The 23,514-nt window shown below is 62.7% G+C and carries 23 protein-coding genes; 12 read left to right on the forward strand and 11 right to left on the reverse strand.

Going from position 1 to position 23,514, the window contains the following annotated elements:
- Window positions 1–109: 109 nt before the first annotated feature.
- Both carB and ACIQUG_RS03335 read right to left on the reverse strand, forming a co-directional pair.
- Complete coding sequence (carB, locus tag ACIQUG_RS03330) at window positions 110–3,601, reverse strand: carbamoyl-phosphate synthase large subunit (RefSeq protein ID WP_043614319.1); 3,492 nt, start codon at window positions 3,599–3,601, stop codon at window positions 110–112.
- A 217-nt stretch (window positions 3,602–3,818) separates the two neighbouring features.
- Entirely contained in the window at window positions 3,819–4,847 is a 1,029-nt protein-coding gene (locus ACIQUG_RS03335; protein WP_402317359.1) for a zinc-dependent alcohol dehydrogenase family protein, read from the reverse strand.
- A 262-nt stretch (window positions 4,848–5,109) separates the two neighbouring features.
- Here ACIQUG_RS03335 and ACIQUG_RS03340 point away from each other — a divergent pair, with 262 nt between their 5' ends.
- Window positions 5,110–6,048: a neutral zinc metallopeptidase gene (locus ACIQUG_RS03340; protein WP_402317362.1), complete on the forward strand. Its 939-nt coding sequence runs from the start codon at window positions 5,110–5,112 to the stop codon at window positions 6,046–6,048.
- A 60-nt stretch (window positions 6,049–6,108) separates the two neighbouring features.
- Here ACIQUG_RS03340 and ACIQUG_RS03345 read toward each other — a convergent pair whose 3' ends face one another.
- Window positions 6,109–7,101, reverse strand: a complete 993-nt coding sequence (locus ACIQUG_RS03345; RefSeq protein WP_402317364.1) for an aldo/keto reductase — start codon at window positions 7,099–7,101, stop codon at window positions 6,109–6,111.
- Window positions 7,102–7,222: 121 nt separating this feature from the next.
- Between ACIQUG_RS03345 and ACIQUG_RS03350 the strand changes: the two genes are divergently transcribed.
- The 3 genes from ACIQUG_RS03350 (at window position 7,223) to ACIQUG_RS03360 (ending at window position 11,169) form a co-directional block, all read left to right on the forward strand.
- Window positions 7,223–8,131 carry a LysR substrate-binding domain-containing protein gene (locus tag ACIQUG_RS03350; protein WP_402317367.1) on the forward strand — a complete coding sequence of 303 codons (909 nt, stop codon included), beginning with the start codon at window positions 7,223–7,225 and terminating at the stop codon, window positions 8,129–8,131.
- Window positions 8,132–8,297: 166 nt separating this feature from the next.
- The gene (locus tag ACIQUG_RS03355; protein WP_402317370.1) at window positions 8,298–9,611 is read left to right on the forward strand and encodes a TCR/Tet family MFS transporter; all 1,314 of its coding nucleotides are present in this window, start codon (window positions 8,298–8,300) and stop codon (window positions 9,609–9,611) included.
- 142 nt (window positions 9,612–9,753) lie between these two features.
- A complete protein-coding gene (locus ACIQUG_RS03360; RefSeq protein ID WP_402317373.1) occupies window positions 9,754–11,169 on the forward strand; it encodes an MATE family efflux transporter in 1,416 nt (471 codons plus the stop codon).
- A gap of 141 nt (window positions 11,170–11,310) precedes the next feature.
- On the opposite strand, the gene ACIQUG_RS03365 is transcribed toward ACIQUG_RS03360, so the two are convergent.
- Together ACIQUG_RS03365 and ACIQUG_RS03370 are read right to left on the reverse strand one after the other, a co-directional pair.
- Window positions 11,311–11,439 (reverse strand): hypothetical protein, encoded by a 129-nt coding sequence (locus ACIQUG_RS03365; RefSeq protein WP_256364279.1) that lies wholly within the window; start codon window positions 11,437–11,439, stop codon window positions 11,311–11,313.
- 11 nt (window positions 11,440–11,450) lie between these two features.
- Window positions 11,451–11,573, reverse strand: a complete 123-nt coding sequence (locus tag ACIQUG_RS03370; RefSeq protein WP_255380879.1) for a hypothetical protein — start codon at window positions 11,571–11,573, stop codon at window positions 11,451–11,453.
- 226 nt (window positions 11,574–11,799) lie between these two features.
- Here ACIQUG_RS03370 and coaD point away from each other — a divergent pair, with 226 nt between their 5' ends.
- From coaD to tgt, 5 genes are all read left to right on the forward strand, one after another.
- Window positions 11,800–12,294 (forward strand): pantetheine-phosphate adenylyltransferase, encoded by a 495-nt coding sequence (gene coaD / locus ACIQUG_RS03375; protein WP_043614335.1) that lies wholly within the window; start codon window positions 11,800–11,802, stop codon window positions 12,292–12,294.
- Window positions 12,295–12,328: 34 nt separating this feature from the next.
- Window positions 12,329–12,901: a peptidylprolyl isomerase gene (locus tag ACIQUG_RS03380; protein ID WP_043614338.1), complete on the forward strand. Its 573-nt coding sequence runs from the start codon at window positions 12,329–12,331 to the stop codon at window positions 12,899–12,901.
- Between the two features lie 22 nt (window positions 12,902–12,923).
- Window positions 12,924–13,433: a peptidylprolyl isomerase gene (locus ACIQUG_RS03385; protein ID WP_043614341.1), complete on the forward strand. Its 510-nt coding sequence runs from the start codon at window positions 12,924–12,926 to the stop codon at window positions 13,431–13,433.
- 73 nt (window positions 13,434–13,506) lie between these two features.
- Window positions 13,507–14,589, forward strand: a complete 1,083-nt coding sequence (gene queA / locus ACIQUG_RS03390; protein WP_402317379.1) for a tRNA preQ1(34) S-adenosylmethionine ribosyltransferase-isomerase QueA — start codon at window positions 13,507–13,509, stop codon at window positions 14,587–14,589.
- Window positions 14,590–15,720 carry a tRNA guanosine(34) transglycosylase Tgt gene (gene tgt / locus ACIQUG_RS03395; RefSeq protein WP_043614346.1) on the forward strand — a complete coding sequence of 377 codons (1,131 nt, stop codon included), beginning with the start codon at window positions 14,590–14,592 and terminating at the stop codon, window positions 15,718–15,720.
- Window positions 15,721–15,741: 21 nt separating this feature from the next.
- Here tgt and ACIQUG_RS03400 read toward each other — a convergent pair whose 3' ends face one another.
- From ACIQUG_RS03400 to ACIQUG_RS03410, 3 genes are all read right to left on the reverse strand, one after another.
- Window positions 15,742–16,164, reverse strand: a complete 423-nt coding sequence (locus tag ACIQUG_RS03400; protein WP_402317383.1) for a DUF4864 domain-containing protein — start codon at window positions 16,162–16,164, stop codon at window positions 15,742–15,744.
- Window positions 16,165–16,428: 264 nt separating this feature from the next.
- On the reverse strand, window positions 16,429–17,226 hold the full coding sequence (locus tag ACIQUG_RS03405; protein WP_402317386.1) for an SRPBCC domain-containing protein: 798 nt from the start codon (window positions 17,224–17,226) through the stop codon (window positions 16,429–16,431).
- A gap of 11 nt (window positions 17,227–17,237) precedes the next feature.
- Window positions 17,238–17,858, reverse strand: coding sequence for a helix-turn-helix domain-containing protein (locus ACIQUG_RS03410; protein ID WP_402317388.1), 621 nt, complete (start codon window positions 17,856–17,858; stop codon window positions 17,238–17,240).
- A gap of 149 nt (window positions 17,859–18,007) precedes the next feature.
- Between ACIQUG_RS03410 and ACIQUG_RS03415 the strand changes: the two genes are divergently transcribed.
- The 3 genes from ACIQUG_RS03415 to ACIQUG_RS03425 all read left to right on the forward strand — a co-directional run bounded on the left by ACIQUG_RS03415 (window position 18,008) and on the right by ACIQUG_RS03425 (window position 20,264).
- A complete protein-coding gene (locus tag ACIQUG_RS03415; RefSeq protein WP_402317391.1) occupies window positions 18,008–18,469 on the forward strand; it encodes a GNAT family N-acetyltransferase in 462 nt (153 codons plus the stop codon).
- A 127-nt stretch (window positions 18,470–18,596) separates the two neighbouring features.
- A complete protein-coding gene (locus ACIQUG_RS03420) occupies window positions 18,597–19,067 on the forward strand; it encodes a hypothetical protein (RefSeq protein WP_402317394.1) in 471 nt (156 codons plus the stop codon).
- 249 nt (window positions 19,068–19,316) lie between these two features.
- Window positions 19,317–20,264 carry a phosphoribosylaminoimidazolesuccinocarboxamide synthase gene (locus ACIQUG_RS03425; RefSeq protein ID WP_402320553.1) on the forward strand — a complete coding sequence of 316 codons (948 nt, stop codon included), beginning with the start codon at window positions 19,317–19,319 and terminating at the stop codon, window positions 20,262–20,264.
- A gap of 32 nt (window positions 20,265–20,296) precedes the next feature.
- On the opposite strand, the gene ACIQUG_RS03430 is transcribed toward ACIQUG_RS03425, so the two are convergent.
- From ACIQUG_RS03430 to metG, 3 genes are read right to left on the reverse strand one after another with little or no spacing between them, the layout of a single operon-like run.
- Window positions 20,297–21,130, reverse strand: coding sequence for an MBL fold metallo-hydrolase (locus ACIQUG_RS03430; RefSeq protein WP_402317397.1), 834 nt, complete (start codon window positions 21,128–21,130; stop codon window positions 20,297–20,299).
- 1 nt (window position 21,131) lies between these two features.
- A complete protein-coding gene (locus ACIQUG_RS03435; protein WP_402317400.1) occupies window positions 21,132–21,911 on the reverse strand; it encodes a TatD family hydrolase in 780 nt (259 codons plus the stop codon).
- 12 nt (window positions 21,912–21,923) lie between these two features.
- Window positions 21,924–23,477: a methionine--tRNA ligase gene (gene metG / locus ACIQUG_RS03440; protein WP_402317403.1), complete on the reverse strand. Its 1,554-nt coding sequence runs from the start codon at window positions 23,475–23,477 to the stop codon at window positions 21,924–21,926.
- Window positions 23,478–23,514 lie beyond the last annotated feature (37 nt).

The raw sequence follows: 23,514 nt of genomic DNA on the forward strand, positions 1-23,514 counted from the left end.
AGGCTGAACCGGTCGTTCATGCGGCGTTCAGCGGCGAGCGGGCTGTTGAAGCGCAACAGTGCTCGGGCATGGCGGCGGCGCGCGAAGGTTTCGCGCGCCGCTCTCGTTCTTAGGCCTTGAAGTAGCTCTGCAGCGGGCGCACTTCGAGGCTGCCGGCCTTCAGAGCCTTGATGGCATGGGCAGCTGCTTCCGCACCCGACATGGTCGTGTAGTAGGGCACCTTCTGCATCAGCGTTGCGCGACGCAGCGACTTGGAGTCCGAGATCGCCTTGTTGCTGTCGGTGGTGTTGAAGACGAGCTGGACGTGACGGTTGCGGATCGCGTCCTCAACATGCGGACGGCCTTCCTGGACCTTGTTGATCTTGGTGGCGGCAATGCCATGTTCACCGAGGAAGCGGGCCGTACCGCCCGTCGCCATCACCTTGAAGCCGATATCGACGAGGATGCGGATCGCCGGCAGCACGCGGGTCTTGTCCTCGTCGCGCACCGAAACGAAGACCGTTCCATCGCGCGGCAGGTCGACGCCGGCGCCGAGCTGCGACTTGGCGAAGGCCAGCGCATAGTCGGTGTCGAGGCCGATGACTTCGCCGGTCGAGCGCATCTCCGGGCCGAGCAGGGTGTCGACGCCGGGGAAGCGCGCAAACGGGAAGACCGCTTCCTTGACTGCGATGTGCTTGAGGTTGCGCGGATCCGGCTTCTCGCCATAGGCGGCGATCGCGACATCGAGTGCCTCGCCGGTCATGACGCGGGCGGCGATCTTGGCGATCGGCGCGCCGATGGTCTTGGCGACGAAGGGCACGGTGCGCGAGGCGCGCGGGTTCACTTCAAGCACGTAGATGGTGCCGTCCTTGATCGCGAACTGCACATTCATCAGGCCGCCGACATTGAGCGCCTTGGCAAGGGCTGCCGTCTGGCGCTCGAGTTCGTCGACCATGTCCTTGTCGAGCGTGTGAACCGGCAGCGAGCAGGCGCTGTCGCCGGAGTGGATGCCGGCTTCCTCGATGTGCTCCATGATGCCCGAGACGAACACGTCCTTGCCGTCGCAAAGGCAGTCGACGTCGACTTCCGTTGCGTTCGTCAGGTAGCTGTCAAACAGCAGCGGGTTCTTGCCGAGCAGGGTATTGATCTGACCGGTCTTGTCGTTCGGGTAGCGCTGCTTGATGTCCTCGGGAACGAGGCCCGGAACCGTGTCGAGCAGGTAGCTCTGCAGCATGCTTTCCGAATGGATGATCTGCATGGCGCGGCCGCCGAGAACGTATGACGGGCGCACGACCAGCGGGAAGCCGATCTCGGCAGCGACGAGGCGAGCCTGCTCGACCGAGTAGGCGATGCCGTTGTTCGGCTGGTTGAGGTCGAGCTTCATCAGGAGCTTCTGGAAGCGGTCGCGGTCTTCGGCAAGGTCGATCGCGTCAGGCGCGGTGCCAAGGATCGGGATGCCGTTCTTTTCGAGTGCTTCGGCGAGCTTCAGCGGCGTCTGGCCACCGAACTGGACGATGACGCCGACGAGTTCGCCCTTTTCCTGCTCGGCGCGCATGATCTCGATCACGTCTTCGGCCGTCAGCGGCTCGAAGTAGAGGCGATCGGAGGTGTCGTAGTCGGTCGAAACCGTCTCCGGGTTGCAGTTGATCATGATCGCTTCATAGCCGGCATCCTTTAGCGCGAAGGCGGCGTGGCAGCAGCAATAGTCGAACTCGATGCCCTGGCCGATGCGGTTGGGACCGCCGCCGAGGATGACGACCTTCTTGCGGTCGGAAACCTCGGCTTCCGAGCGAGCGGCACCGACGAAGGGGGTCTCGTAGGTGGAGTACATGTAGGCGGTCGGCGAGGCGAATTCGGCAGCGCAGGTGTCGATGCGCTTGTAGACCGGGCGGACGTTAAGCGCATTGCGCAGTTCCGCCACTTCCTTCGGGCGCTTGCCACCGAGCGTTGCCAGGCGGGCATCGGAGAAGCCCATGGCCTTCAGCATGCGCAGGTTTTCGGCATCGACAGGCAGGCCATGCTCGCGGATGCGCGCTTCCATGTCGACGATCGCCTTGAACTGGGCGATGAACCACGGATCGATCTTGCTCGCCTCGTGGACTTCCTCTTCGCTCATGCCGAAACGCAGCGCCTGGGCAACCATGCGCAGGCGGTCCGGGGTCGGCGTGCCGATCGCGGCACGAATGGCGTTACGGCCATCGCCGTTCTCGTCCATGTCGGGGATTTCGATTTCGTCGAGGCCGGTAAGGCCGGTCTCGAGGCCACGCAGCGCCTTCTGCAGCGATTCGGCAAAGGTGCGGCCGATCGCCATGACTTCGCCGACCGACTTCATCGCGGTGGTCAGAACCGGCGATGCGCCCGGGAACTTCTCAAAGGCAAAGCGCGGGATCTTGGTGACGACGTAGTCGATCGACGGTTCGAACGAGGCCGGGGTCGCGCCGCCGGTGATGTCGTTGTCCAGTTCGTCGAGCGTGTAGCCGATCGCGAGCTTCGCGGCGATCTTGGCGATCGGGAAGCCGGTCGCCTTGGAGGCGAGCGCCGAGGAGCGCGAAACGCGCGGGTTCATCTCGATGACGACGAGACGGCCGTCCTTCGGGTTGACGGCGAACTGGACGTTCGAGCCGCCGGTCTCAACGCCGATCTCGCGCAGAACCGCGATCGAGGCGTTGCGCATGATCTGGTATTCTTTGTCGGTCAGCGTCAGCGCCGGGGCAACGGTGATCGAATCACCGGTGTGCACGCCCATCGGGTCGATGTTTTCGATCGAGCAGATGATGATGCAGTTGTCCGCGGTGTCGCGGACCACTTCCATCTCGTATTCCTTCCAGCCGAGCACCGATTCTTCGATCAGCACTTCGGTGGTCGGCGACGCATCGAGGCCGCTGCCGACGATGTCGAAGAATTCCGTGCGGTTATAGGCAATGCCGCCGCCGGTTCCGCCGAGCGTAAACGACGGACGGATGATCGCGGGCAGGCCGACATCATCGAGCGCCTGCGCGGCAATCGCCATCGCATGGTTCATGTAGCGCTGCTTGCGGTCGCCTTCGCCAAGGTTCCACTGGTTCTCGAGGTCATCAAGCGCCTTGTCGAGTTCGGCGCCGGAAAGCCGGCTCTTCAGTTCGGCGCGCTCGGCCTCGTGCGTCTTGCGGTCATGGTCCTTGATGTCGGTGGCATTCGCCAGCCGCGACTTCGGCGTTTCCAGGCCGATCTTCGCCATGGCTTCGCGGAAGAGGGCGCGGTCTTCGGCCTTGTCGATGGCATCCGGCTTGGCGCCGATCATCTCGACATTGTAGCGGTCGAGAACGCCCATGCGGCGCAGCGACAGCGCCGTGTTGAGCGCGGTCTGGCCACCCATGGTCGGCAGCAGCGCGTCCGGGCGCTCCTTGGCGATGATCTTGGCGACGACTTCAGGGGTGATCGGCTCGACATAGGTTGCGTCGGCAAGGCCCGGATCGGTCATGATCGTTGCCGGGTTGGAGTTGACGAGGATGACGCGGTAGCCTTCCTCCTTCAGCGCCTTACAGGCCTGGGTGCCGGAATAGTCGAATTCGCAAGCCTGACCGATGACGATCGGCCCCGCGCCGATGATAAGAATGGACTTGATATCTTGGCGCTTCGGCATGGTCGATCATCCGTTTCTAGCTGCGCGAAAACCGGCCGAGGTGGGAGGTCACCGGCCGGGCACGCATTGATGGGTCTTTTCAGGCTAGAAGCGGCTTATAGGCAAATGTTTCTGCAAGCGAAACCCCGAAAATTCCGGAATCGACAGGAACCAGCCATATTTGCGCACCTCTGGCCATGCAGCGCGCTCTGCGCGCGGCGAAACAGTGCTGCGAATGTCAGGCGCGGCCGGGGATGACGAGAACCTTGACCTCTCCGGCGGCCGGCGGATGCGCAACGACGTCGGCCGCTTCGCCGAGTGTTACCCGCCGCGAAATCAACTTGTCGATCTCGATGGCGCCCGAGGCGACAAGGTCTGCCGCACGGCGGTGGACGAAGGGGTTGATGAAGGATCCGAGAACCCGCAGTTCGCGAAAGAGAATGTCGAACGGTTCGATTTCCACGGTGTCGCCCTTCGGCATGACGCCGAGAATCACGACGGTTCCACCGGCCCTGGCAAGCCGTGTCGACTGCCTGACGGTTTCGGCAACGCCGGCGCACTCGATGACGACATCGACCCCGCCGGGGACGAGCCCGGTGTCGCCGGCGATCTGTTCGACGATATTGGCAGAGGAAGGATCGACCGTCGCCGTCGCGCCGACCCCTTCGGCAAGGCGGCGCTTGGTCGCCTGCCTTGTCGACAGGATAACCGTTGTCGCGCCCGCGAGACGGACGAGCTGCACCACCAACAGGCCGATCACGCCGCCACCGAGAACGACGACCGAGGAACCGGCGCGTATGCCCGCCATATCCACGCCATGCAGGCAGCAGGCGAGCGGCTCGCAGAAGGCGCCATGCACGGGATCGAGGCTCAGTGGTATTTCATGTGCTTGCTTGCGCGGCATCACCACGTATTCGGCAAAACCACCGTCGCGATGAATGCCGATCGCCCGGAGATTGCGGCAGAGATTGATGCGCCCGGCACTGCATTGCGGACAGGTGCCACAGGCGATGTTGGGATCGCCGGTGATTCTCGCGCCGATTGCGACATCGGAAACGCTGCTGCCTACCGCCTCGACGATGCCTGAAAATTCGTGGCCGAGCGTGACTGGCGGGCTGGAGGGGAATTCGCCGTGCAGCAGATGCCTGTCCGTACCGCAGATGCCGCAGGCCTCGACGCGTACCAGCAGATCGTCAGGGCCGGGCGAGGGCTTTGGCACTTCTGCGACCCGCAACCGACCGATGCCTTCGAGCCGCAATGCCTTCATGACCGTGCCTCCTCGCCTTTGCAAGATTGCGAATAGGACCGGCAAAGCGGGTTTGCGTCAAGGCGGTCGCGGTTGCTCAAAGCGGGCGGCTGATGAGTCCAGCTGCCCGCTTGCCGTCAGCGCTTTCGCGATCTGCCCGTCGCGGCAGAAAGATTGGTGAGATCGCGAACTTACGGGTCGCGATTGCGTTTTACAACGACGTTAGGGCCGTCTTATAAAAGAGCAAACCGACAACGCCTTTCAGAGGCCGGGAGGACAGATCATGGAATGGAAGGGCCGCCGCCAATCCGATAATATCGAAGACCAGCGCGGCGCGAGCCACGGCGGCGGAAATCCGTTCGGGCGCGGTGGCGGCTTTCGCATGCCGACCGGCGGCGGTGGCATGCGGCGCGCCGGCGGCGGCATGAGCTTCGGCACGATCATCTTCCTCGTCGTGCTCTACTTCATCCTCAAGGCCATGGGCATCGACATGCTGCAGGTGCTGGAAGGCGGCGGTGGCCAGGTGCAGATGCCGGGCTTCGAGCAGAGCGACGGCTCGCCAGCGCCGCAGGGCACGGCTCAGGAAGAGGAAATGAAGCAGTTCATGGCGACGGTGCTTGCCGAGACCGAAGACACCTGGAACGGCATCTTCCAGGCGAACGGCCAGCAGTATGAGGAGCCGAAGATGGTGCTCTTCCGTGGTCAGGTGCGTTCTGCCTGCGGCTTTGCCTCGGCCGCCTCCGGGCCGTTCTATTGCCCCGGCGACCGCAAGGTCTATCTCGACATGAGCTTCTTCGATGAACTCGCGCAGAAGTTCGATGCGGCCGGTGATTTCGCCCAGGCCTATGTGGTCGCGCATGAAGTCGGCCACCATGTTCAGAACCTGATCGGCGTTCTGCCGAAGTTCAACCAGATGCGCCAGTCGATGAGCGAGACCGAAGCCAACCAGATGTCGGTGCGGGTCGAGCTGCAGGCGGATTGCTTCGCCGGCGTCTGGGGCAAGTACACCCAGCAGAAGGGCCTGCTCGAACAGGGCGACCTTGAAGAGGCACTGAATGCCGCCACGCAGATCGGCGACGACACGCTGCAAAAGCGCATGCAGGGCTATGTCGTTCCCGAAAGCTTCAACCACGGCACGTCCGAACAGCGTATGCGCTGGTTCAAGCGCGGCTTCGACAGCGGCAAGATGACGGCCTGCGATACGTTCTCGGGCGCAGTCTGATTTCTTTCTACCGGAATCAGCGAAAGGGCCGGCTCGACAGCCGGCCCTTTCGTTTGTGGCTTAGCGCTCGCTGTCCATGTGGGCGAGCTGGGCCTCCGGATAGCGCCCCCCGGCTGCCGCATTCTTCGGGACCGCCTGTTCGATCACCGCCAGATCGTCTGCACTGAGATGGACGTCGCGCGAAGCAAGCGCCTCCGCCAGTCGATCGCGCCGCCGCGCGCCGACGAGCGGTATGATGTCCTTGCCCTTGGCCGCGACCCAGGCGATCGCGATCTGCGCGACTGATACGCCCTTGCCGTCGGCGATCTGTCTCAAAGCATCGACGAGGGCGAGGTTCCGGTCGATATTGCCTTCCTGAAACCGCGGGCTCATGGCGCGGAAGTCGCCCTTGGCGGCAGCACCTTTCTGCCAGTGGCCGCTGATCAGCCCGCGTGAAAGCACGCCGTAGGCGGTGATGCCGATGGCGAGTTCGCGGCAGGTCGGCAGGATCTCCTCCTCGATGCCGCGCGAAATCAGCGAATACTCGATCTGCAGATCGACGATCGGATGCACGGCCGCCGCACGCCGGATGGTCTCGGACCCAACTTCCGAGAGGCCGATGTGCCTGACGTAACCGGCCTTCACCAGATCGGCGATTGCGCCAATGGTGTCCTCGATCGGCACATCCGGGTCGAGGCGGGCAGGGCGGTAGACGTCGATATGGTCGACGCCGAGCCGCTGCAGTGTGTAGGCGAGAAAGTTGCGAACAGCCTTGGGGCGGCAATCGTAGCCGGACCAGTTGCCGGCGGCATCGCGCAACGCGCCGAACTTCACGCTCAGCAGCGCCTTGTCGCGCTTGCCACCTTTCAGCGCCTCGCCGATCAGCATCTCGTTGTGACCCATGCCGTAGAAATCGCCGGTGTCGAGCAGCGTGATGCCGGCCTCCAGCGCGGCGTGGATCGTGGCGATGCTTTCGGCTCGGTCCGCGGGGCCGTACATGCCGGACATGCCCATGCAGCCGAGGCCCAGCGCCGAAACCGAGGGACCGGTCTTTCCGAGTGAAACGTAATCCATCTTCGTTCTCCTTCGACAAGGCCGAAAAACAGCCGGCCGCTTGTCCTGTGTCCTGTTTACTTCGTTCCGCGCCGTGCGATAATTCGATCTCAACCGAACGACTTGTACGAAATTCCGCACAATGAACGATTTGCCGCTTGCCGACCTCGATGCCTTCACTGCTGTTGCCGCAGCCCGCAGCTTCCGCGCGGCTGCGAAGAAGCGTGGGGTTTCCGCGTCGGCGCTGAGCGAGGCGCTCCGGCGCCTTGAAGCGAAGCTGCAGGTGCGCTTGCTCAACCGCACGACCCGCAGCGTGACCCTGACGGAGGCGGGCACGCGGTTGCTCGACCGGTTGACGCCGGCGCTCGGCGAGATCGCCGGCGCGCTCGATCAGGTCAACGAGATGCGTGACAGTCCGGCGGGAACGCTGAAACTGAACGTTCCGACCATCGTCGCCCGCGAAATACTACCACCGATCATCGGCCGATTCTTGCGCGAGCACCCTGCAATTTCGCTGGAGGTGACGGCGGAGGACGGGTTCGTCGATGTCCTCGCCGCAGGGTTCGACGCCGGCGTCCGCTACGAGGAACGCGTCGAGCGTGACATGATCGCCATCCCGATCGGGCCGAGCCGCCAGCGTTACGTTACGGGCGCGGCACCGGACTATCTCGCCAGGCGCGGTGTGCCAGCCCATCCGCACGACCTGCTTGAACACGCCTGCATTCGCCACCGCTTCGCCAGCGGCTTCTCGCTTCCCTGGGAATTCGGCGAGGGCGAGGCGGCGCTGACGATCGCGCCGCCGGCCGTCGTCACCGCCAATACGATCGATCTCGAACTCGGGGCGGCCATCGATGGTCTTGGCGTGATCCGGACCTTCGAGGAGTTCATCGCGCCTGCGGTTGCCGCAGGGCGCCTGGTGCCGATCCTTGAGGCGTGGACGACGAGCTTCTCCGGCCCGCTTCTCTATTATGCAAGCCGCAAGCACATGCCGGCGCCGTTGCGCGCCTTCGTCGACTTTCTGAAGCGCGAACAGCGGCGGGACCATCGCTGAGGCGCAGGCTGTACGCTGCCTGACTTATCAACCATTGCGATAGTCCCATCAGATAATTTGAGACGTTCACGGATTGTTTCGTGCGAAATGATCCGTTACACCTAAATTGGTAGCGTTGTTCACGTTCTGTCTCTTTTCCCGGGGCAGGCCGCCGGGGAGGGATCGCATGCGCGACGAGAAATTTGTGCGACGCGGCCTGTTCCTCGTCTTCCTCATCCTGTTTCTCGATATCATCGGCATCGCGATCATCGTGCCAGTGCTGCCGGCCTATCTCGAAGAATTGACGGGCGCCAATGTCAGCGAGGCGGCGATCGACGGCGGATGGCTGCTGCTCGTCTATGCGGCCATGCAGTTTCTCTTCGCGCCGCTGATCGGCAATCTCAGCGACCGCTTCGGCCGCCGCCCGGTGCTGCTCGCATCGGTCTTCACCTTCGCGCTCGACAATCTCATCTGCGCGCTCGCCACCAGCTACTGGATGCTGTTCATCGGCCGCGTGCTCGCGGGCATCAGCGGCGCGAGCTTCGGCACGGCGTCGGCCTACATTGCCGATATCAGCCATGACGGGAACCGCGCCAAGAATTTCGGGCTGATCGGCATCGCCTTCGGCACCGGTTTCGCGCTCGGGCCGGTACTTGGCGGTCTGCTCGGCGAACTCGGTCCGCGGATCCCGTTCTACGGCGCGGCGGCGCTCTCCTTCGTCAACTTCATCCTTGGCATATTCCTGCTGCCGGAGACGCTCGACAGCGCCAACCGCCGCTGGTTCGAGTGGAAGCGTGCAAACCCGCTCGGCGCTCTCAAGCAGATGCGCAATTATCCCGGCATCGGCTGGGTAGGGCTGGTGTTCTTCCTCTTCTGGCTCGCCCACTCCGTTTATCCGGCCGTCTGGTCCTTCGTTTCCAGCTACCGCTACGGCTGGAGCGAGGGGCAGATCGGATTTTCGCTCGGGATCTTCGGCATCGGCGGCGCCTTCGTCATGGCCGTCATCCTGCCGCGCGTCGTGCCGCGGCTTGGCGAGTGGCGCACGGCCATGCTCGGCCTGACCTTCACCACGCTCGGAGCCATCGGCTATGCCGGCGCCTGGCAGGGGTGGATGATCTATGCGGTGATCATCGCCACCGCACTCGAAAGCCTTGCCGATCCGCCGCTGCGCAGCATCGCCGCGGCCCACGTGCCACCGTCGGCGCAAGGGGAGCTTCAGGGCGCGCTGACCAGCATCGGCAGCATCACCACGATCATCGGCCCGCTGATCTTCACCCAGGCCTTCGGCTATTTCACCAGCCCTGCCGCGCCCGTCGCCTTTGCCGGCGCGCCCTATGCACTCGCCAGTTGCTTCCTCGTCGGCGCGCTTGTCGTGTTCTTCCTGAAGATACCGAGAAGCAGGGCGGTTGGACCGCAAGGCGCGGAGAACGTCGAGCCGGCCGACGCCGCTGCGCCGGAAGAGCCAGAGGCGATGGAGCGGCCGCGACTGCACGGAAATTGATCAATTTCCGTGATCTATCGATGAAAGTTTGAGCAACCTCGCCCTTGCGGCTGGCTCTTTGCCCGACGGTATTCTATTTCCGGATTCCTCCCCCCGATCTTCGGTTGCGGCCCGGGGCCGTATTGACTGCCAGGAATCTGCCATGCTGACCGCGAATGCGAGCCCGATATCGTTGACGACCGACAATTCCTGGCGGACGCACTATCGCGCGAGCTTCTATCTGGGCGTGCCGTTCATCGGTGCGCAGCTGGCGCAGCTCGCCATCAACACGACGGACGTCCTGATGGTCGGCAAGCTCGGCGCCACCGAGCTCGCGGCCATCATCCTGGCGACCCAGATGTATTTCACCGTCTATGTTTTCGGTAACGGATTTGCCAATGCGGTGGTGCCGATGGCGGCACAGGCCGTCGGTCGCGGCGACAAGGTTTCGGTGCGCCGCTCGGTGCGCATGGGCATGTGGGTGGTGATGCTCTACGGCCTTTTGACCGCGCCCATCCTCTGGATGGCCGAGCCGATCCTGCTGTTTGCCGGGCAGCAGCCCAAGGTCGCAGCGCTTGCGGGAGAATATGTCCGCATCGCGCAATGGGCAATCTTCCCCGGCCTCATCTTCATGGTGCTGAGGGCGTTCCTGAGTGGCCTGGAGAGGGCAGGGATCATTCTCTACGTCACGCTGGCGACGCTCGTGCTCAATGCCGCGCTCTGCTACGTGCTGATCTTCGGCCACTTCGGCTTCCCGCAACTCGGCATCTTCGGTGCGGCGGTTGCGGCGCTTGGCGTCGCCGTGCTCGGCGCGGCGCTGACGATCGGCTATATCAAGAGCAAGCCGGAGCTCAACCAGTACGAACTCTTCGTCCGCTTCTGGCGGCCCGACTGGGTTGCTTTCCGTGAAGTCGTTTTTCTCGGAATTCCGATTTCGCTGACGATTCTTGCCGAGGTCAGTCTCTTCACCGTCGCCTCGCTGCTGATGGGCACGATCGGTACGGTCGAACTTGCGGCGCACGGCATCGCGCTGCAATTCGCCTCGATCGCCTTCATGATCCCGTTGGGGCTGGCGCAGGCGGCCACGGTGCGCGTGGGTCTTTCCTATGGCCGCGGTGACCTCCTGGGCGTCAGGCGCGCGGCGATCGCTTCGCTGGTGCTCGGCGCTGGCTTTGCCATGGTCGGCAGCGCCATCTTCGCATTCTTCCCGAGCCAGCTGGCCGCCCTTTATCTCGACACGGCCCGCCCTGATGCGGCAGCCGTGCTTGCCTTCGCAGCGCCGCTCATCGTGATCGCCGGCGCATTCCAGCTCGTCGACGGCATGCAGGCGATTGCCGCCGGCATGTTGCGCGGGCTGAAGGATACCAAGGTGCCGATGCTGTTGGCCTTGATTTCCTATTGGCCGATCGGCTTCGTCTGCGCCTGGGCCTTCGCTTTCCTGTTCAATTTCGGCGGGATCGGCGTCTGGTTCGGATTCGTGCTCGGCCTTGCCGCAGCTGCGGTGCTGCTGAACTGGCGCTTTTTCCGGATGCTGGGCACGTTGGAGGCCAAGGCCGCCGCCAGGCAGGTGGCAGAGTAACAAGGCGAACGCGGGGCTGCTGAACGCAAAGAAAAAGCCGGACGGGCAGGGGATGCCGTCCGGCTTACAATGGCGGTCGCCTCAGGGGAAGGGAACGACGGCCGCTTACTACCACGCTTCGTTTACGAAGCTTTGGAACCGCTAGACGTTGAAGCCATCGAGCCGTTCCGAACCCTGGCGATCGCGCTGGAGGTCGCGTATCGTCCGGGCAAAGTCGATCAAGAATACGAGACTGGTGACCGCTGCCGCGATCATGAACAGGGTGGCCATAGTGCCCTCCATCAACGGAAGATCTTCTGGGTCGCGTAGCGCTCGCGCCGGTCACGGGACTCGTTGCGCAGTCCATGTATCGTCGCAAAGATCATCGCGAAAAACATCGCCATCGAAAACAGAGCAAGTCCCATAGCCGTAATCCTTTCGCATCCTAAACGGCGGTACGTTCAAAAAAGTTCCGTTGTTACTGGCGCTACACTTAACGTCTTTGGTGTGAAGCACCGTTGAACATGGCATTCATCTAGCATTCATTCCTTCTGGCCCGATGTTTCCCAGGGAACAGGGCCAAGCGCCGTACAACTCTTGCGATCCGTCGCCGTCCGTGACAAAAGGCTTCACCAAACGGAAACAGGTGCGATGACCACGGCATTTTATCCCGGCTCCTTCGATCCGATGACGAACGGGCATCTCGACGTGCTCGTGCAGGCGCTGAACGTGGCGGCGAAAGTCATCGTCGCAATCGGTATCCATCCGGGCAAGGCGCCGCTGTTTTCCTTCGACGAACGCGCCGAACTCATCCGCCGCTCGCTCCAGGAATTTCTGCCGGACAGGGCAGGCGACATCGACGTCGTCTCCTTCGACAATCTGGTCGTCGATGCGGCGCGGGAGCGCGGCGCGAAGCTTTTGGTGCGCGGCCTTCGCGACGGCACCGACCTCGACTACGAGATGCAGATGGCCGGGATGAACCGGCAGATGGCGCCGGATATCCAGACCTTGTTCTTGCCCGCAGGCACGGCATCACGGCCCATTACGGCCACATTGGTCCGCCAGATCGCGGCCATGGGCGGCGACGTCAGTGCCTTCGTGCCCAAGTCCGTTTACGAAGCACTGCAGGCCAAACGCCGCCCCTGACGGGCGGCCCCAATTCACCACGCAGGGAGAAATCATGAAAATCCTCCACCTCGCTTTCGCCGGCGCCATCGCGCTTGCTTCCTTTACGGGAACGGCGTTTGCACAATCGGCAGACAACTTCCTGACGATCACGCTCAAGGACGGCCCGGTCGTCGTCGAGCTGCGCCCCGACATCGCACCGAAGCATGTCGAGCAGATCAAGGCGCTGGCCGCCGCCGGTGAATACGACAATGTCGCGTTCCACCGCGTGATCAAGGGCTTCATGGCCCAGACCGGCGACGTGCAGTATGGCGACATGGAAAACGGCTACCAGCCGCAGGCTGCCGGTACCGGCGGTTCGTCGCGCCCGGATATTCCGGCCGAGTTCTCGGACGTTCCGTTCGAGCGCGGCACGGTCGGCATGGCCCGCTCGCAGGACCCGAACAGCGCCAATTCGCAGTTCTTCATCATGTTCGCCCCGGGCGACTTCCTCAACGGCCAGTACACGGTCGTCGGCAAGGTCGTCTCCGGCATGGAGAACGTCGACAAGATCAAGCTCGGCGACGACGCCAACAACGGCTCCGTCACCGATCCCGACCGCATGATCAGCGTCAAGGTCGGCAAGTAAAATCAACAGAAGGAGAAAACCCATGGCCGAGATCAAGGATCCGGAAAACACGATCATCCTGGAGACCACCAAGGGCCAGGTCATCATCGAGCTTCTGCCTGATGTCGCTCCGGGGCACGTCGCCCGCATCAAGGAACTGGCCCGCGAAGGCGCCTACGACGGCGTGGTGTTCCACCGCGTGATCGAGGACTTCATGGCTCAGACCGGCGACGTCCAGTACGGCAAGACCGGCGGCGAGCATTTCAACCCGGCTCGCGCCGGCATGGGCGGCTCCTCCAAGCCGGACCTGAAGGCCGAATTCTCGAACGTCAGCCACGTTCGCGGCACGTGCTCCATGGCCCGCAGCCAGATGCCGAACTCGGCCAACTCGCAGTTCTTTATCTGCTTCACCGATGCACCATGGCTCAACAAGCAGTACTCCGTTTGGGGCCAGGTCATCGAAGGCATGGAGACGATCGACAAGATCAAGCGCGGCGAGCCGGTGCGTGATCCCGATTCGATCGTGACGATGCGGGTTGCCGCAGACGCCTGATTTGCGCTAATGCACGAACCCGCCCCGGTCGCCAACTGCGCCGGGGCGGGTTTTTCTTTGTCTGAAGATAGCGATGCGCGTAGACCTATTCGACTTCGACCTCCCGGAAACCTCGATTGCGCTTCGGCCCGCAAGCCCGCGCGACAGCGCCCGCATGCTCGTGGTGCGTCCCGATAGCGCCGACGTTCTGGCGGACAAGGGCGTGCTCGACCTGCCGTCGTTCCTGAGGGAAGGCGACGCGCTCGTCTTCAACGACACCAAGGTGATCCCGGCCCAGCTCGAAGGCATCCGCCGGCGCGGCGAAGAGATCGCGACGCAGGTCTCGCTGACGCTGCATATGCGGGTCGCACCCGATCGCTGGAAGGCTTTCGCCCGCCCGGCCCGGCGCCTCAAGGTCGGCGACCGCATTGCCTTCGGCCACGGTGGCTCGAGCTGCTTTCTCGGAACGCTCGACGCGACCGTCGAGGAGAAGGGCGATGCCGGCGAAGTGACGCTGCGCTTCGATCTCTCCGGTCCCTCGCTCGACGAAGCGATCATGGCGGTCGGCCACATTCCCTTGCCGCCCTACATCGCCTCCAAGCGCGCCGAGGATGCCCAGGACCGCGCCGACTACCAGACCATGTATGCCCGCGAGGAGGGCGCCGTTGCGGCGCCGACCGCCGGTCTGCATTTCACCGACCGCCTGTTCGCTAAGCTCGACGAGGCCGGCATCGAACGGCATTTCGTGACGCTGCATGTGGGCGCGGGCACGTTCCTGCCGGTCAAGGCGGATGATACCGACAACCACGTGATGCACCAGGAGATCGGCCACGTCGATGCGCGCACGGCCGAAAAGCTCAATGCCGTCAAGGCGAGGGGCGGGCGCATTGTCTGTGTCGGCACGACCTCGCTGCGGCTGATCGAAAGCGCCACCTCGGAAGACGGCACTGTCCAGTCCTGGTCCGGTCCGACGGGGATCTTCATCACGCCCGGCTACCGCTTCCGCGCGGTTGACATGTTGATGACCAATTTCCACCTGCCGAAATCGACGCTGTTCATGCTGGTTTCGGCCTTCAGTGGTCTGGACACGATGCGCGCGGCCTACACGCATGCGATCGAAACCGGCTACCGCTTCTATTCCTATGGCGACGCCAGCCTGCTTTTCCGGAAAGACTAGATGACCGAGACCTTCCAGTTCAAGCTTCTCAAGACCGACGGCAAGGCCCGTCGCGGCGAAGTGTCCATGCCGCGCGGCACGATCCGCACCCCGGCCTTCATGCCTGTTGGTACCGTCGGTACGGTCAAGGCGATGTATCTCGACCAGGTTAAGGATCTCGGCGCCGACATCATTCTCGGCAACACCTACCATCTGATGCTGCGTCCAGGCGCGGAGCGCGTCGCGCGGCTTGGCGGTCTGCATGGGCTGATCCGCTGGCAGGGCCCGATCCTGACCGATAGCGGCGGCTTCCAGGTCATGTCGCTTGCCGGCCTTCGCAAGCTCGACGAGCAGGGCGTCACCTTCAAGAGTCACGTCGATGGCGCGCTCTTCCACATGTCGCCGGAGCGCTCGATCGAGATCCAGGGCTTGCTCGACAGCGATATCCAGATGCAGCTCGACGAATGCGTGGCGCTGCCCGCCGAGCCAAAGGAAATCGAGCGCGCGATGGAAATGTCGCTGCGCTGGGCCGAGCGCTGCAAGGTTGCCTTCGGCGACCAGCCGGGCAAGGCGATGTTCGGCATCGTGCAGGGCGGCGATATCCCGAAGCTGCGCGAGCGTTCGGCCGAAGCCCTGAAGGGCCTCGACCTCAAGGGCTATGCGGTTGGCGGGCTCGCCGTCGGCGAACCGCAGGAGGTGATGCTGCGCATGCTCGACATTACCTGCCCGATCATGCCGGTGGACAAGCCCCGCTACCTGATGGGCGTCGGTACGCCTGACGACATCCTGCGCTCGGTCGGTGAGGGCATCGACATGTTCGACTGCGTGATGCCGACCCGCTCGGGACGTCATGGTCTCGCTTTCACGCGCCACGGCCGCATCAACCTGCGCAACGCGCGCCACGCCGAAGACATGCGTCCGCTCGACGAGCAGTCCTCGTGCCCGGCAACGCGCGACTATTCGCGTGCCTATCTGCACCATCTCATCCGTTCGAATGAATCGCTCGGCGGCATGCTGCTCAGCTGGAACAATCTGGCCTACTATCAGGAACTGATGGCCGGCATCCGCCTGGCGATCGACGAAGGCCGCTTCGCCGACTTCATGGCCGAAACCCAGGAAACCTGGCGGCGAGGGGACCTTCCCCCCGTCTGATGGCCGCCTGCGGACGGTGCCTCAGATCGCTGGTCCCGACGCCGACTGCAAAATCATCACGCCGTTGATCTTGTAGCTGCCATCCGGCTGCTTCACGAGTTCGTAGACGGCTGTCCAATCCTTGCCGTCGGGTGCCGAGATCAGAACTTCCTGCAGCACCTGGTCGCCAATCACCTTCGATCGGCCGAACGCGAAGTTGCCAGGCCGATAGACGGGCTGGTAGCCGCGCTTCACCATCTCGAAGAAGCTTGCCTTGTCGGGAAATTTGCCGCGGACCGCGGGTGAGGTGAAGGAGTAGGCGGTTTCCGCATCATCCTGCAGAAAGGCTGCGATCTGTTCCCTTATGATTGTCCGCGCCGTATCGACGGGTTCGTCCGCGCGAGCCGCGGTCACGGCTGCCAGTTGCGCCATCATGCTGAGGGTGATTGCAAAGCTCCTGAACATCGCCGATCTCCATAGCTGCAATGGAAGACCTTAGGACAGTCACGGCTTTTGGAAACAGGAGCGCTGGTTGCCGCTTCGAATAACGCATCCGATTGGTTTGCATAAAGCATTTTAAATCAGCATTTTATTGCTACATATGAAAGTCTTGTATCAGGCATCATAAGTTAGTGATGTCTGCAAAATGGCTTGCATAGTGCCGGCGGCGGCGAGGCGCCCGTTGCCAATGTGCAAACGAGCGGAGCGCCAACCGCCGGTGAAGTCGACCTAGCTGAAGGTCGCCGCCAGCCATTCCTGCCATTTCGGCTCGCTGTCTTTCGCACGCGCCTTGGCATCGTCTCCATAGTGATAGAGCGCGATGCTGGCGTTTGTGCCATCACCGGTCGAATAGGTCCCGATGAGCGCGACGCCAGCGCCGGGTTCCTTCAGGCGCAGCAGCAGATAGCGTTGCTTGGTGTCCTGCTGCACCCGTTCGACGATGCCGGCAAGGCGTTCGGGCTTTGGTGGCGTGCTGCGCTCTTCGCCGACATTGGCGCCGAGAAGCCCCAGTGCTTCGGTCAGGCGTGCCCAGACCGTGGCCTCCGGTTTCCCGCTGGAAGCCATTGCGAAGCTGCTGAACGCCGTCTCGCCGGCGAAATGCGCGAGATAGATCTTCAGGATCTCGAAGAACGCCGGCCATCCGCCCTCGAAGCCTTCCAGCTGGTCGTCCCAGTCGTCGCTCGATGTGAACAACGAATGCACCATGCGCAGCACGCAGCGATCGCCGGAGCGCGCCGTGACGGTGATTTCGGTTGCGACCGGCGGCGCGCCTTCGCTCCACTCGCGCTCCACATAGGCAAAGCGGGCAGGTGGCTCCCAATGCGTCACCTCGCCGGTCGAGGCGCCGTTCGGACCGAAGTCGAAGGCGATCCTGCCTCCGACGCGCTCATCGATTTCCGTCTTGGTGAACCAGGCATTGTTGCCGCTGCCGGTTGCGATCGCCTGCCAGACCTTTTCGGGTGAGCCGGGCACGATCAGTTCCATTTCAACCCAGCGCTTTCCGCTGCCATCCTTCTTGATAGGCATGGGATATCCTTTCAGGAGTTGGTGTCGTCGGGGCCGCCGTTGGCTGCGCCGTCGTCGCTTGGCGCAGGGTAGGAGGCGATGATGAGCCGGTGCGGCCGGGCTCCCGGCGCGCTTTCATCGTGGTAGCGCGCAGCAAGCGTGCTCACCGCCTGGGCGAGATCGGCGGTAAAGGCGGCGCGCTCCGCGGGCGAGCGAAAATTGATGACGGTGTCGATCGACAGCGTCGCCAGCCGTTTGTCCTGCGCCCGGGCACTGCGCAGCAGCCCGCCGACCTCGCGGACCATGCGGGCCGCCAAAGCGACCAGATAGCTCGCAGACAGGCGATCGTTGCTGCGCCCGGGATCGGCGGCAATCGGCCCCAGCGCCGCCGGCGAAACCACATAGGATGTAGCGGTTGCGACCATCAGGCGCTCGGTGAGCCCGCCCCAGCGGCGTTCCTCAGCCGGCTCGATCAGCTTGTGTTCCTCCAGCGCACGCAGGTGGTAGTTGACCTTCTGGCGCGTCAGACCCACGCGGCCCGCCAGTGCTGCTGCCGAGGCGGGAGCCGAGAGCTCCGCCAGCAATCGGGCCTTGATCGGCTCCAGGGCAAGCGCGGCAGCGGTCGGTGCATCTATGACGTCGAGATCGAGCATGCTGTCATGATCGCCTTGACAATTTTTTTTGTCAAGGCGATCAAGACAGCTAATGCGGGTAGGTGGTGCGCTGAGTGCCCGCGTAACATGCACGATTTCAGCTATGCAGAGCCTTCCAACCATTCAGGCTCACTTCAATGGAGCCAGTCATGCGGACGACACTTCGCCCGGCAACCAAAGCCGATCACGATCGCCTCGAAGAGGTGCAACGCCTTGCTTCGCTGGCAACCGGCGATCACCACAAGGAACTTCTCGACAATCCTGATGTCTTCGGGGTCGCCGAGGAACACCTCCCGAATTCGCTGGTTGCCGAAGCGAACGGTGAGGTCATCGGCTTCTGTACTGTGCTGCCCATATCCAGCGAATCTGCAGAGTTGGACGCTATTTTTGTCGATCCGAGTGCATGGCGACGCGGCATCGGCAAGCTCCTGCTGGCGGAAGCGGAGCAGCGCGCGTCCAGTGCGGGCGCGCTCAAGATGTGGGTGACATCCGGCGTCTATGCGACTTCCTTCTATCGGTCCTCGGGGTTCCAATCCGCCGGGATGGAGATAACCGACTTTGGTCCGGCGGAACGCTTGGTCAAGGAACTGAAACGAGCTGAGCCGGGGTAGGTTGCCCGGTTGAGCGTCTCCACGCGATGCACCGCCACTATTGCCGACCGCTTGGCAGCTCGTCGTTTTTCCCTGAATGTCGCCACCCAAGGTGGTGGGAGACAAACGTATCGATGGGAGCGTGCCGATGAATGCCGGAACGATCGAGGTTTACCGTCCACGTGATGTTTCCATCCTGGGCGATTGGGACATCGGCGGTCTCAAGCTCAAAGCCTATGGCCTTGTAGCCGTTGGCAGGCACATCGATGATGCGATGGTGGTGCTCGCTCAGTCATTCGTCCGACAGGACGTGATTCCGCGCGTGGCGGCTGAGGGCGACAGCAATGGCCTCGGCTTTGTCATCATCCATCCCGGCAGCCTCGGTATCTCCATCTCTGCGCACTGGTGGATACAGGGCTCGGTCCTGTGTCAGCACAATTATCGCAAGCTCTATTCGGCTTCTGAGCCAATGGATGCGGCACGGAGACCGGTCATTGCCTGTGTTTGGGAATTGGCGCTGATCAACGCCGAGCAGGAAGCTTGGCGAAAGACGATGATGAAAGACAAACCCGACCCATCGGCCTACATGGAAGAGCGTGCCGCTTTCGAGGCGGCCTGAGAGACAGGGACGTGACGCAAGTGATGAGGGCGCGCTTTGGGCAAACGCTGGGAGCAAATCTCACTTGGAAATGGAATCCGCCCAGCTACATACAAAGATCGCATAAGATAGATTATGGAACTAACGTATGTGCCGGAAAGCATGGATGGCGGCGGAACATTGCCTTGGCGAGCTTGACCCAGCCTTTCGAGCCTGCTTAGCGTTCCCGAACCGAACACCTCATTTTCAGGGCCAGATGCGATGAGCGAATTGCGCGTTCTTTCAGATGCTTTCATTCCGGAACTGCCAAACCGCTACAAAGGCAAAGTTCGCGAAAATTACGACCTGCCCGATGGCAACCGCATCATTATCGCGACTGACCGCCTCAGCGCCTTCGACGTCATCCTGACGTCGATCCCGAACAAGGGTCACGTGCTGACCCAGACGGCGCGCTACTGGTTTGAGGAAACGGCCGACATCTGCCCGAACCATGTGGTCAGCTATCCGGACCCGAACGTCGTTATCGGCAAGCGGCTCGACATTCTGCCGGTCGAGGTCGTCGTGCGCGGCTATCTCGCCGGAACCACCAGCACCTCGATCCTGACCAAGTACCGCAACGGCGAGCGCGAGATGTACGGCATCACCTTGCCGGACGGCATGCGCGACAACGAGAAACTGCCCCAGGCGATCATCACGCCCACCAGCAAGGCGTTCGACGGCGGCCACGACGAGCCGCTTTCGGCCGAAGCGATCCTCGAGCAAGGACTGCTGACGAAGGAACAGCTCGATACAGTCTGGCAATATGCGCTGGCTCTATTCGCTCGCGGCCAGCAGCGCGCCGCCGAGCGCGGCCTGATCCTCGTCGACACCAAGTACGAGTTTGGAACCGACGAAAACGGCACGATCATTCTCGCCGACGAGATCCATACACCCGACAGCAGCCGCTACTGGATCGCCGACAGCTACCAGCAGAGCTTCGAACACGGCGAACGACCCAGGAGTTTCGACAAGGATTTCGTGCGCGCCTGGGTCACTGCGCGCTGCGACCCCTACAAGGATGCGATCCCGGAAATTCCTGTCGATCTGATCGAGCAGACCTCGGCGGTCTACATCGAAGCCTTCGAGAAGATCACCGGCCAGCGCTTCGTTCCGGATCTTTCGGGCGCGACGGTGCTGGAGCGAATCCGCGCCAACTTGACGCCGTATTTTTCGAAATAAATCAGTATATTATATATTTATTTTAATCTGATTTAGGCGTTGAGCGTAGGATCATCGACATCGAATTCGAGCCGCATCAGGTCGTATGCTGGCTCGATATGATCAGGCGTTTCGCCTTGCACCGTGTCGTAATCGAGCGGCACGTGCATGTGCGTCAGCACCGCCCGCTTCGGCTTCAGGCGTTCGATCCAGCCGAGCGATTGCACCAGCGACAGGTGGCTCGGGTGGAACTTGTACTGCAGCGTGTCGATCACCAGCAGATCAAGGCCGCCGAGCTTGGCGACGGTTTCTGCGGGAAAATCGCTGACGTCGCTGCAATAGGCAAAATCGCCGATGCGGAATCCCAGAGAGTGAATATTGCCGTGAAACTGCATCAACGGCCGGAATGCGATCGGCCCGCCGGCGCCTGATATCACCACCGGCGGCAGGTCATCAGGAATGATGTGCGGCTGGACGATTGGCGGATAGCCGCTGCCTGGCGGCGATTCCAGGCAATAGCCAAAGCCCTCACGAATGCGGCCCATCGTATAGGCGTCGGCCCAGATCGGCACCCGCCTCCGGTTTTCGATGACGTAACCGCGCAGGTCGTCGATCCCATGCAGATGGTCGGCATGGGCATGGGTATAAATCACCGCATCGATGTGGCGCACATTCGTTGCGACCATCTGCGCGCGAAAATCCGGTCCGGTGTCGATGACGACGCTCGTCCTGCCGCCGTCGGGCGCGATCTGCTCGACGAGCAAGGCCGCGCGCATGCGCCGGTTTTTCGGGTTTTCAGGATCGCAGGCGCCCCAGTCACCGGTGATACGCGGCACGCCTGGTGACGAGCCGCAGCCGAGAATGGTGAAGGCGCGCCGGAACGCCACGTCAGAGCCTCGGCATCTTGGAGAAGACGCGGAAAGCATTCTCCGTGGTGATCCTTGCAATCTCCTCAGTGGTCACGCCAATCGTCTCGGCAAGCACGGCTGCCGTATGGGCGACGTAAGCCGGCTCGTTACGCTTGCCGCGGAACGGTTTCGGCGCGAGATACGGCGCGTCGGTCTCGACGATCATCCGGTCATGCGGCACGGTCTTGGCGATCTCGCGCAGTTCCTCGGATTTCGGGAAGGTCAGAATGCCCGAGAACGACACGTAGCCGCCGAGTTCCACGCCGATACGGGCAAGCTCCGGACCGGAAGAGAAGCAGTGCAGAAGGAAAGGGAAGGCCCCCTTCCCGGTTTCGTCGGTCAGGATCGCCGCCATGTCGTCATCGGCCGAGCGGCTGTGAATGACGAGCGGCAGCCCGGTCTCACGGGCGGCCGCTATGTGACGCCGCAGGCCTTTGATCTGGGCCTCACGCGGTGCGTTGTCATAAAAATAGTCGAGACCCGCCTCGCCGATCGCCACCACCTTCGGATGGGCCGAAAGCCTGACGAGATCCTCGGTTGTGATATCCAGCTCCTCGTCCGCATTGTGCGGATGGGTGCCGACGGAACAGAAGACGTTCGGATAGGCTTCAGCAATCGCGAGGATCGTCTCGAACCGCTTCACGCGGGTCGAGATCGTGATCATCTGCTCGACACCGGCCTCGTGCGCCCGCGCGACGATGGCATCACGCTCCGCTTCGAAGTCGGGGAAGTCCAGATGGCAATGGGTATCGATCAGCATGCTCAAAATGCCTTACTGCGCTTCCGGTGCCACGTAGCGCGGGAAGACCGGCTTCGGCGCCTCGAGCGGCGTGCCCGAGACGAGGCGTCCCGCCTCGCCGAGTGCCGCGAAGTCGCGCTTGTCGGCAGGGGCGGCCACCAGATCGAGCAGCTTTGCCGAGGATTCCGGCATGAACGGCTGCAGCAGGATGGCGATCTGGCGCACGACTTCGGCCGTCACGTAAAGCACGGTGCCCATGCGGGCCGGGTCGGTCTTCTTCAGCGCCCAAGGCTCCTGGCCGGCGAAATAGCGGTCCGTCTCGGAAACGACGGCAATGATCGCCGCCAGAGCCCGGTGGATCATCTGCTTGCCCATTTCGTCGCGCGTGATGTCGTGCAGCGCGTCGGCGGCGGCCAGCATCGCCTTGTCCTCGTCGGTCAGGGGACCGCAGACCGGAACCTGCCCGTCGCAGTTCTTGACGATCATAGACAGCGAACGGCTCGCCAGGTTGCCGATGCCGTTGGCGAGGTCGGAGTTGATGCGGGTCGCGATCCCCTCCTCGCTGTAGCTGCCGTCCTGGCCGAAGGAGACTTCGCGCAGGAAGAAGTAGCGGATCTGGTCGAGACCGAAATGCTCGACGAGGTTGAAAGGATCGACGACGTTGCCGAGCGACTTCGACATCTTCTCGCCCTTGTTGAGCAGGAAGCCATGAGCGAAGACGCGCTTGGGCAGCGGCAGGCCTGCCGACATCAGGAACGCCGGCCAATAGACCGCGTGGAAGCGGATGATGTCCTTGCCGATGACGTGGATGTTCGCCGGCCAGAACTTGGCGCGCGGACCCTCCGGATCGTCGAGATAACCGGTGGCGGTGATGTAGTTCGTCAGCGCGTCGACCCAGACATACATGACGTGCGCCGGATCGTTCGGCACCTTGATGCCCCAGTCGAAGGTGGTGCGCGAAACCGAGAGATCCTTGAGGCCCGATTTCACGAAGGAAATCACTTCGTTGCGGCGCTCTGCCGGACCGATGAAGTCCGGGTTCTCTTCGTAATGCTTCAGCAGCTTGTCTTGGTATTCCGACAGCTTGAAGAAGTAGCTCTGCTCTTCGACCCACTCGACCGGCGTTCCCTGCGGCCCGTAGCGCACGCCGTCGGCGCGCAGCTCGGTCTCGTTCTCCTGGTAGTAGGCTTCGTCGCGCACCGAATACCAGCCAGCGTAAGAGTCCTTATAGAGGTCGCCCGCCTCGCCCATGCGGATCCAGATGTCCTGCGACGCCTTGTGGTGGCGCTCCTCGGTCGTGCGGATGAAATCGTCGTTGGACGCGTTCAGGGCAACCGCCATCTTCTGGAACTCCGCCGAGTTACGGTCGGCAAGCTCCTGCGGCGTCACGCCTTCCTTGCGCGCCGTCTGCTGCATCTTCTGCCCGTGCTCGTCCGTGCCGGTCAGGAAGAAAACCTCACGTCCGTCGAGGCGCTGGTAGCGCGCCATGGCATCCGTCGCGATCAGTTCATAGGCATGGCCGATATGCGGCTTGCCGTTCGGGTAGGAAATCGCTGTCGTGATGTAGAAGGGGGACGTGTCTCTCATAGGCGGATTCGATCTATCTCGGATTAAGCTACGCACG

The sequence above is a fragment of the Ensifer sp. NPDC090286 genome, from assembly GCF_044769565.1.
In the GTDB taxonomy this organism is placed as follows: Bacteria; Pseudomonadota; Alphaproteobacteria; order Rhizobiales; family Rhizobiaceae; genus Ensifer.

What these genes read in the sequence shown, in the direction of transcription:
- carB (WP_043614319.1), bottom strand. Translation starts at nt 3,601, where the DNA reads ATGCCGAAGCGCCAAGATATCAAGTCCATTCTTATCATCGGCGCGGGG.
- ACIQUG_RS03335 (WP_402317359.1), bottom strand. Translation starts at nt 4,847, where the DNA reads ATGAAGGCATTGCGGCTCGAAGGCATCGGTCGGTTGCGGGTCGCAGAA.
- ACIQUG_RS03340 (WP_402317362.1), top strand. Translation starts at nt 5,110, where the DNA reads ATGGAATGGAAGGGCCGCCGCCAATCCGATAATATCGAAGACCAGCGC.
- ACIQUG_RS03345 (WP_402317364.1), bottom strand. Translation starts at nt 7,101, where the DNA reads ATGGATTACGTTTCACTCGGAAAGACCGGTCCCTCGGTTTCGGCGCTG.
- ACIQUG_RS03350 (WP_402317367.1), top strand. Translation starts at nt 7,223, where the DNA reads ATGAACGATTTGCCGCTTGCCGACCTCGATGCCTTCACTGCTGTTGCC.
- ACIQUG_RS03355 (WP_402317370.1), top strand. Translation starts at nt 8,298, where the DNA reads ATGCGCGACGAGAAATTTGTGCGACGCGGCCTGTTCCTCGTCTTCCTC.
- ACIQUG_RS03360 (WP_402317373.1), top strand. Translation starts at nt 9,754, where the DNA reads ATGCTGACCGCGAATGCGAGCCCGATATCGTTGACGACCGACAATTCC.
- ACIQUG_RS03365 (WP_256364279.1), bottom strand. Translation starts at nt 11,439, where the DNA reads ATGGCCACCCTGTTCATGATCGCGGCAGCGGTCACCAGTCTCGTATTC.
- ACIQUG_RS03370 (WP_255380879.1), bottom strand. Translation starts at nt 11,573, where the DNA reads ATGGGACTTGCTCTGTTTTCGATGGCGATGTTTTTCGCGATGATCTTT.
- coaD (WP_043614335.1), top strand. Translation starts at nt 11,800, where the DNA reads ATGACCACGGCATTTTATCCCGGCTCCTTCGATCCGATGACGAACGGG.
- ACIQUG_RS03380 (WP_043614338.1), top strand. Translation starts at nt 12,329, where the DNA reads ATGAAAATCCTCCACCTCGCTTTCGCCGGCGCCATCGCGCTTGCTTCC.
- ACIQUG_RS03385 (WP_043614341.1), top strand. Translation starts at nt 12,924, where the DNA reads ATGGCCGAGATCAAGGATCCGGAAAACACGATCATCCTGGAGACCACC.
- queA (WP_402317379.1), top strand. Translation starts at nt 13,507, where the DNA reads ATGCGCGTAGACCTATTCGACTTCGACCTCCCGGAAACCTCGATTGCG.
- tgt (WP_043614346.1), top strand. Translation starts at nt 14,590, where the DNA reads ATGACCGAGACCTTCCAGTTCAAGCTTCTCAAGACCGACGGCAAGGCC.
- ACIQUG_RS03400 (WP_402317383.1), bottom strand. Translation starts at nt 16,164, where the DNA reads ATGTTCAGGAGCTTTGCAATCACCCTCAGCATGATGGCGCAACTGGCA.
- ACIQUG_RS03405 (WP_402317386.1), bottom strand. Translation starts at nt 17,226, where the DNA reads ATGCCTATCAAGAAGGATGGCAGCGGAAAGCGCTGGGTTGAAATGGAA.
- ACIQUG_RS03410 (WP_402317388.1), bottom strand. Translation starts at nt 17,858, where the DNA reads ATGCTCGATCTCGACGTCATAGATGCACCGACCGCTGCCGCGCTTGCC.
- ACIQUG_RS03415 (WP_402317391.1), top strand. Translation starts at nt 18,008, where the DNA reads ATGCGGACGACACTTCGCCCGGCAACCAAAGCCGATCACGATCGCCTC.
- ACIQUG_RS03420 (WP_402317394.1), top strand. Translation starts at nt 18,597, where the DNA reads ATGAATGCCGGAACGATCGAGGTTTACCGTCCACGTGATGTTTCCATC.
- ACIQUG_RS03435 (WP_402317400.1), bottom strand. Translation starts at nt 21,911, where the DNA reads ATGCTGATCGATACCCATTGCCATCTGGACTTCCCCGACTTCGAAGCG.
- metG (WP_402317403.1), bottom strand. Translation starts at nt 23,477, where the DNA reads ATGAGAGACACGTCCCCCTTCTACATCACGACAGCGATTTCCTACCCG.